13 protein-coding genes are annotated in these 13,493 nt (G+C 70.9%); 6 read left to right on the top strand and 7 right to left on the bottom strand.

The genetic code is table 11. The annotated features are described in order from the left end of the window. The first annotated feature begins 183 nt into the window (after positions 1-183). From P9K36_RS27015 to P9K36_RS26990, 6 genes are read left to right on the top strand one after another with little or no spacing between them, the layout of a single operon-like run. On the top strand, positions 184-1,419 hold the full coding sequence (locus tag P9K36_RS27015; protein WP_111473487.1) for an ABC transporter substrate-binding protein: 1,236 nt from the start codon (positions 184-186) through the stop codon (positions 1,417-1,419). 5 nt (positions 1,420-1,424) lie between these two features. Beyond that, entirely contained in the window at positions 1,425-2,291 is an 867-nt protein-coding gene (locus tag P9K36_RS27010; RefSeq protein ID WP_111473488.1) for a branched-chain amino acid ABC transporter permease, read from the top strand. Beyond that, positions 2,288-3,349, top strand: a complete 1,062-nt coding sequence (locus P9K36_RS27005; protein WP_111473489.1) for a branched-chain amino acid ABC transporter permease — start codon at positions 2,288-2,290, stop codon at positions 3,347-3,349. Before P9K36_RS27010 ends, P9K36_RS27005 begins: the two co-directional genes overlap by 4 nt. Next, on the top strand, positions 3,346-4,104 hold the full coding sequence (locus P9K36_RS27000; protein WP_111473490.1) for an ATP-binding cassette domain-containing protein: 759 nt from the start codon (positions 3,346-3,348) through the stop codon (positions 4,102-4,104). The genes P9K36_RS27005 and P9K36_RS27000 overlap by 4 nt, the downstream gene beginning before the upstream one ends. 1 nt (position 4,105) lies before the next feature. Further along, a complete protein-coding gene (locus P9K36_RS26995) occupies positions 4,106-4,831 on the top strand; it encodes an ABC transporter ATP-binding protein (RefSeq protein WP_164706355.1) in 726 nt (241 codons plus the stop codon). Positions 4,832-4,874: 43 nt separating this feature from the next. After that, the gene (locus tag P9K36_RS26990) at positions 4,875-6,431 is read left to right on the top strand and encodes an amidase family protein (RefSeq protein ID WP_111473492.1); all 1,557 of its coding nucleotides are present in this window, start codon (positions 4,875-4,877) and stop codon (positions 6,429-6,431) included. A gap of 33 nt (positions 6,432-6,464) precedes the next feature. Here the strand turns inward: P9K36_RS26990 and eutC are convergent, their stop codons facing one another. The 7 genes from eutC to P9K36_RS26955 are packed head-to-tail and all read right to left on the bottom strand — an operon-like array spanning position 6,465 to position 13,443. Continuing rightward, positions 6,465-7,256, bottom strand: coding sequence for an ethanolamine ammonia-lyase subunit EutC (gene eutC, locus P9K36_RS26985; RefSeq protein WP_111473493.1), 792 nt, complete (start codon positions 7,254-7,256; stop codon positions 6,465-6,467). Then, positions 7,253-8,656 carry an ethanolamine ammonia-lyase subunit EutB gene (locus P9K36_RS26980; RefSeq protein WP_278306244.1) on the bottom strand — a complete coding sequence of 468 codons (1,404 nt, stop codon included), beginning with the start codon at positions 8,654-8,656 and terminating at the stop codon, positions 7,253-7,255. The genes eutC and P9K36_RS26980 overlap by 4 nt, the downstream gene beginning before the upstream one ends. Before the next feature lie 29 nt (positions 8,657-8,685). Further along, the gene (gene hisN, locus P9K36_RS26975) at positions 8,686-9,474 is read right to left on the bottom strand and encodes a histidinol-phosphatase (RefSeq protein WP_111473494.1); all 789 of its coding nucleotides are present in this window, start codon (positions 9,472-9,474) and stop codon (positions 8,686-8,688) included. Between the two features lie 2 nt (positions 9,475-9,476). Continuing rightward, positions 9,477-10,412 (bottom strand): phosphotransferase, encoded by a 936-nt coding sequence (locus tag P9K36_RS26970; RefSeq protein ID WP_111473495.1) that lies wholly within the window; start codon positions 10,410-10,412, stop codon positions 9,477-9,479. A gap of 10 nt (positions 10,413-10,422) precedes the next feature. Next, positions 10,423-11,403: a phosphotransferase gene (locus P9K36_RS26965; protein ID WP_111473496.1), complete on the bottom strand. Its 981-nt coding sequence runs from the start codon at positions 11,401-11,403 to the stop codon at positions 10,423-10,425. Beyond that, complete coding sequence (locus P9K36_RS26960; protein ID WP_111473497.1) at positions 11,400-12,692, bottom strand: Zn-dependent hydrolase; 1,293 nt, start codon at positions 12,690-12,692, stop codon at positions 11,400-11,402. Before P9K36_RS26960 ends, P9K36_RS26965 begins: the two co-directional genes overlap by 4 nt. Further along, the gene (locus P9K36_RS26955; protein WP_043347193.1) at positions 12,685-13,443 is read right to left on the bottom strand and encodes a DeoR/GlpR family DNA-binding transcription regulator; all 759 of its coding nucleotides are present in this window, start codon (positions 13,441-13,443) and stop codon (positions 12,685-12,687) included. Before P9K36_RS26955 ends, P9K36_RS26960 begins: the two co-directional genes overlap by 8 nt. Positions 13,444-13,493 lie beyond the last annotated feature (50 nt).

Raw genomic sequence — 13,493 nt, 5'->3', positions numbered from 1 at the left:
GGATTGTCTGCTGTCACGATGCCCCGCCTGCGCCTCGTCCCGTCGCTTCCGCCGATGCCGCGCTTCCGATTTTTGACCGATCTGTGAGATTGATTGGCATCGACCTTGCGAATGTCCTTTGCACCCGCTTCCGGTCACCGGACCCGAAGCGCGACGTCAAGAGGAGTTCGGGGGATGAGTGCGATGGACCGTCGAAAGGTGCTGAAACTGGCGATGGCGTCCGCAGCCGGCACCGTCGCGATGCCGTTCGTCGCGCGGAAGGGCCTCGCCGCCGAACCGATCAAGCTCGGCAGCCTGCTCGACGGATCGGGCGCGCTGGGCCTCGAAGGCAAGCGGATGATCGAGACCACCGAGTACGCGGTCGAGCAACTCAACAAGGCCGGCGGGCTGCTGGGGCGGCCGATCCAGCTCATCGCCTACGACACGCAATCGTCGATGCAGCTCTACACCCAGTATGCCCAGCAGCTCGCGCTCAAGGACAAGGTCGACGTCATCCAGGGCGGAATCACCTCGGCTTCGCGCGAGGCGATCCGGCCCATCTTCGACCGCGCGAGGACTCTCTACTTCTACAACACCCAGTACGAGGGCGGCGTCTGCGACCGCAACGTGTTCTGCACCGGGTCGACCCCCGCGCAGACCGTCAACCACATCGTCGATTATGCCCTCAAGACCTGGGGCAAGAAGGCCTACATCATCGCGGCGGACTACAATTACGGACACATCACCGCGAGCTGGATGACGAAGTTCATGAAGGACGGCGGCGGCTCGGTGCTGGGCACCGACTTCTTCCCCCTCGACGTCACCAACTTCTCGTCCGCGATCAGCCGCATCCAGCAGGCGCAGCCCGATCTCGTCCTCTCGGCACTGGTCGGCGCCAACCATTCGGGCTTCTATCGCCAATGGGACGCGGCGGGCATGAAGTCCAAGATCCCGGTCGGGTCGAGCGTGTTCGGGCTCGGCGACGAACTGACGACGATGGATCCCTCCACGACGAACGGGATCATCACCTGCTACGGCTGGTACAACGACCTCGACACACCCGCGAGCAAGGCCTTCGTCGCCGGCATGCAGGCGAAGTTCGGCGCCGACGTCACGGATCTCAGCGAGCTCGACACCGCCACCTACGAAGGCATCCTGTTCTGGGCCGAGGCGGTGAAGAAGGCCGGCTCGATCGAGCGCGACAAGGTTATCGCCGCCCTGGAGAGCGGCCTGTCCATCGAGTCCCCGACGGGCAAGGTCACGATGGACGGCGCCACCCACCACACCATCCGCAACACCTACTTGGCCCGGCCGAAGGACCGGAAGTGGGAGATCCTCGCCACCTTCCCGGATTCGTTCCCGGCCGATACCGGCGGCGCCTGCGATCTCATCAAGAACCCGCGCACGAACAAGCAGTTCACGCCGGACCTGAAGGGCTGAGGGCGATGGACCTCGCGGGACTGCTCGCCTTCAACGTCCTCACCGGCATCGCCACCCTGGTGCTGATCACCCTGGGTCTCGGGGTGATCTACGGGATGATGCGCATCATCAATCTCGCCCACGGCGAGTTCATGATGCTCGGCGCCTACACGGCGGTCATGGCGAGCGGCGCCGGGGTCAACATCTGGATCGCGATGCTCGTCTTGCCGCCCCTCGTGGTCGGCGTGATCGGGCTGATCCTGGAGCGCACCGTCATCCGCTTCCTCTACGGGCGGATGATGGACACGATGCTCGCCACCTGGGGTATCAGCCTGGGCTTGATCGGGCTGATCACCACGCTCTACGGCAACGTGGTGCGCGGGGTCTCGACGCCGGTCGGCAGCTTCGACATCGGGCGCTACGGGGCGAGCCTCTACAGCCTCGTCATCGTGGCGACGGCTTTGGCCGCGCTGGGAGCGATGTTCCTGGTGCTGCGCTTCACCAAGTTCGGCCTGATCCTGCGCGCGACCATGCAGAACCCGCGCATGGCCGCGGCGCTAGGGGTGCAGCCGAACCGCATCTACATGGCGACCTTCGCCCTCGGCGCCGCCCTGGCGGGCCTTGCCGGCGGGGTCCTTGCCCCGATCTCGGGCGTCTCCCCGGCCATGGGCGCGGCCTACATCGCCCGCGCCTTCATCACCGTTCTCGGCGGCGGCCCCGCCATCGTCACCGGCACCGGCCTCGCTTCCAGCCTGTTCGGCGTCATCAACGAACTCGTCTCGTTCAAGACGACGCCGGTCATCGGCGACGTCGCCCTCCTCGTCGCGGCGATCCTGCTGATCCGCGTCCTCCCGCAAGGCATCACCGGCCGCTACCTGAGGCGCAGCCTATGACCTCCGCAGCCCCCGCCCGCCGGCTCTCCGCCGCGGGATTCCTGGCGACCCTGGCCCTCGGCCTCGCCATCCTGTTCGGGGCGCCGCACGCCCTCGATACGTTCGGCCTCGTTCAATGCACCGGCTTCGCGGCGCTCGCGATGTTCGGCCTCTCGCAGGGCTTCGTCTGGGGCTTCGCGGGGGTGATGTGCTTCGGGCAGGCGGCCTTCCTGGGGCTCGGCGGCTACGCCTACGCGGTCGCGGTCCTCAACATGGGCGACAGCAGCGTGCCGGTGCTGCTGTCGATCCTGGTGCCGATGCTGTTTGCCGGCCTGCTCGGCTACTTCATGTTCTACGGCCGGATCAGCGACGCCTATATCGGCGTCATCACGCTCACCGTGTCGGTGATCCTGTTCCAGCTCGTCAACGCCACCTCGGGCAGCCAGTACCGGATCGGCGTGGCGGAACTCGGCGGCTTCAACGGCATCCCGGCGATCCCCGCCCTCAACGCGCCCGGCCATCCCGACGAGCCCCTGGACATCGAGGGGATCTGGTACGCCGCGATGGGCGCGCTGGTCCTCGTCTACGCCCTGCTGCGGGGGATCCTGGCGAGCCGCCTCGGCCGCGTGGTGGTGGCGATCCGCGAGAACGAGACCCGGGCGCAGCTGATCGGCTACGACCCGCGCCTCTACAAGCTCATCGCCTTCATGATCGCCGCGGGGGTCGCGGGCCTCGCCGGCTGCCTCTACGCCAACTGGGGCGGCTTCATCAGCCCGACGGTCTTCGCCCTGCCGATGTCGGCGCAGGTGATCATCTACGTGCTGGTCGGCGGTCTCGGCACCCTGATCGGGCCGATGCTCGGCGCGGTGCTGATCCAGGCGCTGATCATCGCCGCCGGCAGCCAGAGCGCGGTGGATTCCAACCTCGGCCTCGGTCTCGTCCTCGTCGGCTTCGTTCTGCTGGTGCCCCAGGGCCTCGTCCCGGTCGCCCGCAGCCTCGGCCTGCGCCTGCTGGAGCGGCGGCCGCGCAGGGTCGCCGGCACGGCGCAGGACGGGCTCGCCACGGGGAGCGCACGATGAACGCCCTCAGCCCGCTCACCGGCCATCACGGCGCGCCGCTGCGCCCCCTCGTCGAGGCTCGCGGCGTGACCATGCGGTTCGGCGGCGTGACCGCGGTCGCCGATGTCGATTTCACCCTCGGGGAGGTCGAGCTGCGCTGCCTGATCGGCCCCAACGGCGCCGGCAAGAGCACCTTCTTCAAGATCCTGACCGGGCAGCTCAAGCCCACCGAGGGCCGGATCCGCCTGCGCGACACCGACATCACCGGGGCCGAGCCCCACGCCATCGCGCGGCTCGGCGTCGGCATCAAGACGCAGGTGCCCAACGTGTTCAACGGCCTCTCGGTCCACGAGAACGTCTTCGTGGCGGCCGGGCGGCGCAAGTCCATCGCCCGCACCCGCCGCATCGTCGACGAGACGCTGACCCGCCTCAACCTCACGGGCATCGCCGGGCGGACCGTCGGCCAGCTCGCCCACGGCCAGCGGCAATGGGTCGAGATCGCTACCGTGCTGGCCCAGGAGCCCGAGCTGATCCTCCTGGACGAGCCCGCCGCCGGCATGACCCACGAGGAGGTCCACCGCACGGCGGAGCTGATCCGCGAGATCAACCGCACCCACGCCCTCATCGTGGTGGAGCACGACATGCCGTTCATCCGGATGATCGCAAAGACCGTGACGGTGTTCAACCAGGGCCGGATCCTCATGGAGGATACGGTGGACGCTGTGCTGGCCGATGCCCGCGTCCGCGACGTCTATCTCGGCAAGCAGGCCGCCTGACATGACCGACCCCGCCAGCCCGCCGCTCCTCTCCGTCGAGGGCCTGCATTCCGGCTACGGCCGCATCCCGATCCTCGGCGGCGTCACCCTCGCGGTACGCCCGGGGGAGTTCGTCGGCATCCTCGGCCACAACGGCATGGGCAAGACCACGCTGCTGCGCACCCTGATGGGCTACCTGCCGGCCACCGCCGGACAGGTCCGGTTCGAGGGGGCCGACATCACCCGGCGCAGCCCGACGGCCCGGGCCCGGATGGGCCTCGGCTACGTCCCCCAGGGCCGGGAGATCTTTCCGGCGCTCAGCGTGCGCGAGAACCTGCGCATGGGCTGCCTCTTGTCGAAGCGCGGCGAGGACGAGACCATCGCCGACATCCTCGCCACCTTCCCCCGGCTGAAGGCCTATCTCGACCGGCCCGGGGGCGCCCTGTCGGGCGGCGAGCAGCAATTGCTGGCGCTCGCCCGCTGCCTGTGCGGCGGGCCGACCATCCTGCTGCTGGACGAGCCGACGGAGGGCATCCAGCCCTCGATCATCGAGGAGATCATCGAGATCCTCCTGCGGATCGGGCGCGAGCGCGGGATCGCGCTGCTCCTCGTCGAGCAGAACCTCACCTGCATCACCGGCCTCTCGGAGCGCATCCTGATCCTTCAGAAGGGCGTCATCACCCGCGAGGTCCCGCCCGAGGTCGCACGCGACCGATCGCTGATCGACGAGTTCGTCGGCATGGCCTGAGCCGCCGACGCCCCGCCTGTCCGTCCCAAGCCCGGAGTTTCCGATGGATGCCGCCCCGACCGACGCGCCCGATCTTGCCGGGATGCTGTCCGAGATGACCGTCGCCGACGCCCAGGCCGCCTTCGCGGGCGGCGTGACGGCCGAGGCCCTGACCCAAGCCTTCCTGGCCCGGATCGAGACCTACAACCCGCGCTACAACGCGGTAATCTTCCTCAACCCGCACGCCGTCGAGGAGGCGCGGGCGATCGACCGCCGCCGGGCCGCCGGCGAGGCCCTCGGGCCGCTGGCCGGGGTGCCGGTCGTGATCAAGGACACGATGGACGTCGCCGGCCTGCCAACCACGGCCGGCTGGCACTTCCTCTGCGCCAAGGCCGGGGGCGTCGACCTGATGCCCGCCACCGACGCGCCCGTGGTGGCACGGATGCGCGCAGCCGGCTGCGTCATCCTCAGCAAGACCAACGTGCCCGTGCTGAGCGCCACGGGCAGCCACGCCAACGACAGCTGGGCCGGCCCGACGCTCAACGCCATGGCGCCCGACCTCCTGCCCGGCGGATCGAGCGCCGGCACCGCGACCGCCGTCGCCGCCAGCCTCGCGGTGCTGGGGCTCGCCGAGGAGACCGGCGGCTCGATCCAGAACCCGGCCTCGGCGCAGGGTCTCGTCGGCATCAAGCCGACCTTCGCCCTGGTGCCCAATACCGGGGTGGTGCCGCTCGCCGGCAGCACGCGCGACGTGGTCGGACCGATCGCCCGCTGCGTGCGCGATGCGGCGCTGACCCTCGATGCCTTGGCCGGCTACACCGCGGCCGATCCGAAGACCGTGGCCGGGATCGGCCGCCGTCCGAAGGGCGGCTACGCTGCCAAGCTGTCCGAGACGGCCCTGCGGGGCAAACGCCTCGGGCTCTACGGGCCGGGCTGGCGCGACCGGGCCCTCTCCGCGGAGACGATCCAGCTCTACGCCCGGGCCCAGGATGAGATTGCCGCACGGGGCGCCACCCTGGTGGCCGATCCCTTCGCGGGCAGCGGCTTCGCGGAACTCGGCCAGCCCGTCGCCGGCCTCGATCACTACGATGCCCGGGGCATCGAGAGCGTGCTCTACGACCTCCACCACTATCTGCAACGGCTCGGTCCGCAGGCCGCCTACCGGACCCTCGCCGAATTCGATGCCGCCACGAAGGCGGAAGATCCCCTGGCCCCGGGCGGCGTCCTCGACTGGATGAATCAGGTGCCGGCCTTCGCGGCCTGTCGCGCGGATCCCCTCGCCCCGCCGGATCTCTCGGATTTCCTGGCGGCGCGCGAGCGCTACCTCGACATCTTCACCGCGGTCATGGCGGAGCAGGGTCTCGACGCCCTGGTCTTCCCGCAGACCCGCGACGCGGTGCCGTCCCTGCACGGGTCGGAGACGATCCACGAGACCACCGTGTGCGAGATCAACATCGCCGGGCTGCCGGGCGTGGTCGTGCCGGCCGGCCGCTACGCCTCGGGCTCGCCCTTCTGCCTGATCTTCGTCGGGCCGCTCTGGAGCGAGGCCGACCTCCTCGGGCTCGCCTACGATTACGAGCAGGCGACCCGCCACCGCGCGGCCCCCGACCTCCGGGCTTGAAGGGATAGCGCCCCGCCGCGAAGGCGGCGGGGGCTACCCGGCCGGCAGAGCCGGCGTCGGATCGGCGGGATCCTCCCGGCGCAGCGCGACGCCGCTGGTGCCCTGGGCCAGCATCGCCCGCAGCAGCGCCTCCATCTGCCCGGCGGCCGCCTCGACCGAAAGGCCGCCCTCCCGGATGTTCGAGAGGCAGTTGCGCCGGGAATCGGCCAGCCCCGGCTCCGGGCCGAACGTCACGTAGCAGCCGAGGCTGTCCGAGGCCGACAGGCCGGGCCGCTCCCCGATCAGCACCACGACGCAACGCGCCCCCAGCCGCGCCCCGATGGGATCGCCGATCGCCACCCGCCCCTGGCTCGCGACGACCACCGGGGCGAGGCTCCAGCCCGCCCGGCGCACCCGCGCCGCGAGCGCCGCGGCGGCGGGGACCGCGTTCAGCGCGACCGCCGTCGCCGAGAGCCCGTCCGCGATCACGATGGCGACGTCGAAGCCCGGCCCGTGCCCGTCGAGCACCGTGGCGGATTCCGGAGCGAGGCTGCGGCCCCGGTCCGGCCGGCGCAGGTACTCCGTCCGGTCGGACACGGCGGAGCGGACCTCCACCGACTCCAGGCCCTGGGCCCGCAGCGCTGTGCGGATCGCGGCCGCGTCGAGGGGCGTCCAGACCGCCTCGCGGGCGCGGGCATGGTCGAGGCCGAAGGCGAGCGCCGCGCCGGTGGGAAGGCCGGCGCCGTGCGCGCCCAGGGCGATGCGGGCCTGGGTCAGCCCGCGCAGATCGCGCAGCGTCGGGGTGCCCGCGTGGGCCGGCTTGGCCGGCTCGGTCGGGTCGCTCACGCGGCCCTCCCAGGCAGGAGCCGGGTGGCCGCGGCGAGGGCCGGGGGCAACTCACCCGTGGCGCTGGTGAGCCGGCCCTGCGCGTCCGTGATGCGCACGTCGCGCAGCCACGCCTCGAATTCCGGGGCCGGCGGACGGCCCAGGGTCTCGCGGGCGAAGACCGCGTCGTGGTGGGACAGCGACTGGTAGTTCAGCATCACGTCGTCCGCCCCCGGCACGGTGATGACGAAGTTGACGCCGGCCGCGCAGAGCAGGGTCAGGAGCGCGTCCATGTCCTCGCCGTCGGCATCGGCGTGGTTGGTGTAGCAGACGTCCACGCCCATCGGCAGGCCGAGCAGCTTGCCGCAGAAGTGGTCCTCCAGCCCGGCCCGGATGATCTGCTTGCCGTTGTAGAGGTATTCGGGGCCGATGAAGCCCACGACCGTGTTGACGAGGAGCGGGTCGAACTCGCGCGCCACCGCGTAGGCGCGCGCCTCCATGGTCTGCTGGTCGACGCCCCAATGGGCGTCGGCCGAAAGGGCCGAGCCCTGCCCGGTCTCGAAATACATGACCTGGCCGCCCGCCGGGCAGCGGCCCAGCGCCCGCGCCGCCTCCGAGGCCTCGCGCAGGACGGCGAGGTCGACGCCGAAGCCGGCATTGGCCTTCTGCGAGCCGGCCACCGACTGGAACACGAGGTCGACGGGCGCGCCTTTCGCCATGGCCTCGATCGCCACGGTGACGTGGCCGAGGCAGCAATGCTGGGTCGGCACGTCGAGGCGCAGCCGCAGGGTCTCCAGAAGCTCGACGATGCGGATGTAGTCCGGCAGGGAATCGGTGGCCGGGTTCACCCCGATGACCGCGTCGCCCGAGCCCATCAGCAGGCCGTCGAGGGCCGAGATCAGGATGCCCTCGGACGAATCGGTCGGATGGTTCGGCTGGTTGCGGGTGGCGAGGCGTCCGGGCAGGCCGATCGTGGAGCGGAAGCGCGTCACGACCGGCCGCTTGGCGGCCACCGCGACGAGGTCCTGCAGCCGGCAGATCTTGGAGACCGCCGCGACCATCTCGGGGGTGAGGCCGGGCGCGAGGGCGGCGAGCGCCCGCGCGTCGGCGGCGGGGGAGAGCAGCCACTCGCGGAAGGCGCCGACCGTGAGGGACGAGACCGGCGCGAAGGCCGCCGCGTCGTGCCGGCGGGCGATCAGGTCGGAGACCTCGTCCTCCTCCGAGGGGATCAGCTCCTCGGCCAGGAAGGTCTTCAGCGGCAGGTCCGCCAGCGCGATCTGCGCGGCCAGGCGCTCCACCGGCCCGTCGGCGCAGAGGCCGGCGAGCTGGTCGCCGGACCGCTCCGGCGTCGCCTTGGCGAGCAGGCGGCGCAGGTCGGGGAAGGTGAAGCGTGTGCCTTCGATCATCGTCGCGTAGGCCATGGCGGGCGCTCCCGGCGCGCTGTCGGACGTCAGGGAACCCGATCCTGCAGGATGTCGAGGGCGGCCTCGTGCAGGTCGGGCGTGGCGGCGGCGAGCACCCGCCCGTCCGAGTCGAGGGTCAGCGCGGAGCCCGCCCAGTCGGTGATCACACCGCCGGCCGCCTCGATCACCGGGACGAGGGCGAGGTAATCGTAGGGCTGGAGACCGGTCTCCGCGACCAGATCGCAATGGCCGGAGGCCAGCAGACCGTAGGCGTAGCAGTCGCCGCAGAACCGCCGGATGCCGACGCGGTCGACGAGGCGCCGGTAGCGCGCCGCGTCCGAACCGGAAAAGCCGTCGGGCGTGGTCGTGAAGAACCGCGCCGCGGCGAGGGACCGGCAGGTGCTGGCCCGGGTCGGCGCCCCGTTGAACGTGGCCGCGCCCGGCATGCCCGCCCAGCGCTCGCCGAGGGCCGGCATGTCGATGACGCCGACCACCGGCCGGCCGCCGTCGAGGAGGGCGATCAGGGTTCCGAACAGCGGCAGCCCGGTCACGAAGCTCTTGGTGCCGTCGATCGGGTCGATGACCCAGACCGGGCCCTGGCCCGGCGTCACACCCATCTCCTCGCCGACGATGCCGTGCTCCGGAAAGCGCGCCGCAATCCGCTCGCGCAGGAGCGTCTCGATCGCCCGGTCCGCCAGGGTCACGGGGCTCGCATCGGCCTTTGCGATGATGTCGAGTTCCGTGCGGAAGTGGCGCATCGCCACCGGTCGGGCCGCGTCGGCGAGCCCGGTCGCGAAAGCCAGAATCTCGCCTGCGGAGGGAAGCGCTTCCGGCATGGTTAGAGCGCCTTCAGGAAAGCAGGCCACCGCGTGTCGTTCATGATCGAGCGGGCGCGCATGTGTTTCCAGATGCCGTACTTGTAGAAATCGAAGTCGAGGTCCGAGATGCGGTTCTGCACCATCGCCCAGGTCGACCATTTCACGTCGGCCAGAGCTTTGTGGACCATCAGCCGAGCGAAGAGCTGGTCGCTGTACCGACCGAAATACATCTCGATCACCGTGCGATCGACGTCCTCGGAGAAGAACATTTCTCCGCTCCAGATCGCGAGGTCGTAGAGGCGATCGTTGTTGGAGGCGTATTCGAAGTCGATCAGCAGGATCGAACCGTCCTCGCCGATCAGGAAGTTGCCGGGCATCGGATCGTTGAAGCAGGGCACGAGGTCGATGCCGGAGGCCTCCAGGGCAGCCCGTGCGAGGCGCGTCTGACGGGTGAGCCAAGCCTGATCGGGCGGCAGCAGCGCGCCGAGGTCGACGGCCTGACGGTCGTGCTCGTCGATCATGTCGAACACCGTCTTGGTGAGCGGCAGCAGAGGCGCGTCGTGGAAGCGGCGGTAGAGGGCAATCGCCTCTCTGCGCACGGCCGCGTCGGCGAAGTCGCGGTTGGTCGAGGGCCGGCGGCCTTCCACGAACTCGGCGATCTCCACGTCTTCCGCGTCGAGATAGTCGAAGGTGCGCGGGCCGAGGCCGATCGCCTCCGCCTGCCGGCTCGCGGCGCGGGCGGCGGCCCGATCGATGAACATCTCGGTGCCCCGCCCGGGCATCTTCACGAAATAGGGGTGCGCCTCGCCCGCGACCTCGACGCGCCAGTTCGTGTTGCTGATGCCGCCCAGGACCGGCCGATAGCGCATCGGCCGCCCCTGCCACGGGGCAACCCGGTGAAGGGTCGCCTCGAAGGCTCGCTCGGCCTCGGTGCGTCCGCCTCCGAAAGGGATCATGCCGCGCTCCTCACAGCGTCCTCAGGGTTTCCTCGAAATCCGGGCGGCTGACCCGCGTGCGGCAGCGCAGAAGTCGCCAGCTCGCATATTTCCGGAACTCCAGGCTGCGCCGGGGCGAGACACGGTCCATCGCGAGCGCCCGCAGACCCCAGTACAGATCATCGGCGGCGGCGTAGGCGCGGCAGCGGCTGAACACGTCCGCCCGGCAGGTCCCCTCAGCGATTTCGATGCCAAGTCGCATCTCGCTCTCGAACGGACAGGCCTCGTTGAGGAAGGCGCCGAGCTGATGATGCGGGTCGGTATCGCAGGCCATGTCGAAGTCGACGAGGCGCAGCGCGCCGTCCGGCGCGAACAGCAGGTTGGAGGCGTGCGGGTCGGCGTGAGCGGGACGGCACCCGGTCCCGGCGGCGGCGAGCGCCGCCTCGATGGCGTCGCCCCAGTCGAAGAGGAACCACGCATCCGGCGGCAGGTCCGCCGGCAGGGTCTCGCCCTCGGCGCCGAGGGCCGCGCGCAGGGTCCGGATGCCGTCGAAGACACTCCACCGGCGGCCGAACGGCGCGCCGGCGCCGATGCGGTCAAAGGCCCCGATCACCGCCGTCATGGCATCGGGCCGGCGCAGGCGGTCGAGGGAGGCCGGGCGCCATTCGGGGCCGAGGCGGCGGAACAGGATCGCCCCCTGTGCCTGCGCCAGATGCAGCGGCTCGGGGCCGAGCCCCAGCGCGGCGATCCGCGTCGCGGCCTCGAACGCGGCGGCGGGGTCGATGAGAGCGGCCGCGGCCGGCTCGGTGACCTTGAGGAAGTAGTCCGGGTCCGCATCCGGCGCCGTCGCCACCAGGAAGGTGGCCGACTCGACGCCGTGGTACGACGGCGACGCCGCGCCCGGGCACGCCACGCCGTAGCGGACCGGCCGGTTCGCCAGGAGGGGGATCGCCGCGAGGGCCTCCTCGGCCAGCCGCTCGTGAGCGCCGTCGGGTGCGCCCGGCGCCTTCACCGGACCTCTCCCCCGGTGCCGAGGGCCGCGAGACCCTCCGTGGCCAACAGCATCAGCATGTCGGCCAGGACCTGGGTGCCGAAGGCCTGATCCTCCGGGGTGGCGAACTCGGTCGGATGGTGCATCACCCCGTCCCGGCAGGGCACCGCCAGCACGATCGCCGGGCAGACCGCCGCCAGGCTGATCGCGTCGTGGCCGCCGATTGTGTCGAGGGGCCGGGGCGGCGCATCATTGCGGGCGCCGGCCCGCTCCGCGAGCCGGACGAGGCCGGGATGCATGGCGCCCGCGGGCCGCAGATCGATGGCGCGGACCTCCGATTCGACGCCGGCCCGCGCCGCCGCCGCGGCGATGAACGTCCTGAGCCGCGCCTCGGCCTCCTCCAGGATCGCCGGCGCGCCGGAGCGCAGCTCGATGAACAGCACCGCCTCGCTCGGGACGGTGTTGGGCGAGTTCGGGAAGACCTCCAGCCGCCCGACCGAGGTGTGCAGGTCGAGCCCGTAATCGGCCACCATGTCCTTCAGGTCGGCGATCAGGTAGGCGGCCGCCAGCAGGGCGTCCCGGCGCTCGGCCATCGGGGTCGGGCCGGTATGGGCCTGCCGGCCGAGGAAGGCGAGGCGGTACTTGGTGGCCCCCCAGTAGCGGGTGAAGGCGCCGAACCGCTTCCCCTCGCGCTCCAGCACGGGGCCGCCCTCGATGTGGAGCTCGATGAACGCGTCCGGCACCGGGACCGTGTCGGTTCCCGCATAGCCGATCGCTGCCAGGGCCTCGTCGACCGCGATCCCGGCGCCGTCGCGCCGCTCCAGGGCCCAGGCCAGCTCGGCCTGGCCGGCGAACACGCTGCTGCCGAGGAGGCTCGGCTGGAAGCGGGCGCCCTCCTCGTTGGTCCAGTTGGCGACGACGAAGTTGCAGGCCGACCTCAGCCCGCGCTCCGCGAGGGACGCGCGCACGGCACGGATCGCCTCGCAGGCCGCGACGACGCCGAGGGCACCGTCGAAGCGGCCGCCATTGGGCTGGCTGTCGAGGTGAGAGCCGACCATGATCGTCGGCGCGTTGCCCCCGGCGAGGTCGACGCGGCCGAACTGGTTGCCGATCCGGTCGACCTGCGGCGTGAACCCGTTCTCCCGGAACCAGGCGCCGAGCCAGTCGCGGGCGGCGCCGTCCTGGGCCGAGAGCGCGAGGCGCGTCATCGACCCGTCGCCGCCGCCACCGAAGCGCGATACGGCGTCCATCATCCCGTGGAGGCGAGCGGCATCGATCCGCACGAAGGACGGCGACGGTGTCTCAGGCATGGAGCACATCCACGTTCAGGTGTCGGAAGGCGTCGGCGAAGTCGCTCGCCAGGGGCGCGTTGGTGACGAGCGTGTCGACGTCGCCGAGACCGAGGGTCCGGATCGTGCCGAGCCGCCCGAATTTCGAGCTGTCGGCCAGGATCACCGAGCGCCGGGTCTGCTCGACGGCGGCGCGGCGCAGGACCGCTTCCTCCTGGCCGAGATCCATGAAGCCGTGCTCGCGATGCACGGTCACGATGCCCATGACGGCGAGGTCGTAGACGTGCTCGCGCACGGCCGCGACGGTGCGGTGGCCGAACAGCCCGCGGTAATGCGGCTTCATCTCGCCGCCGAGCACGGTCACCTGCGATTGCGGATCGTCGGCGAACAGGGTGGCGATGCCGATGGAATTGGTATGGATGGTGATCCGCCGGCCGACCAACTGCCGGGCGAAGGCCAGGGTCGTGGTGCCGGTATCGATGAAGACGGTCATGCCGTCCTCCACCAGCGCCAGGGCGGCTGTCGCGATGCGCGCCTTCTCGCGCATGCCGACGCGCGCCCGCTCGTCGAAGGGCTGATCGTCCTTCTTCTGGTCGATGACGGCGCCGCCGTAGACCCGGCGGGCATGCCCGCGCATCTCAAGGTCCCGCAGGTCGCGCCGGACCGTCTCGGTGCTGATTCCGAGGCGGCTCGCCAACTCGTTGACCGATACGCGACCGTCGCGCTGCAACTCCGTCAGGATCAGTTGCAGGCGCGGCTCGGTTATACTCATCGGCGTCCGTCTCCCCAGGGTTGTAATCCCTCGTGACGGGACGCAACCTA

The organism is Methylobacterium sp. 391_Methyba4 (assembly GCF_029691625.1).
Taxonomy (GTDB): domain Bacteria; phylum Pseudomonadota; class Alphaproteobacteria; order Rhizobiales; family Beijerinckiaceae; genus Methylobacterium; species Methylobacterium fujisawaense.
Note: the sequence above shows the minus strand (reverse complement) of the source record. Positions and strands in the feature narration are given on the sequence as shown.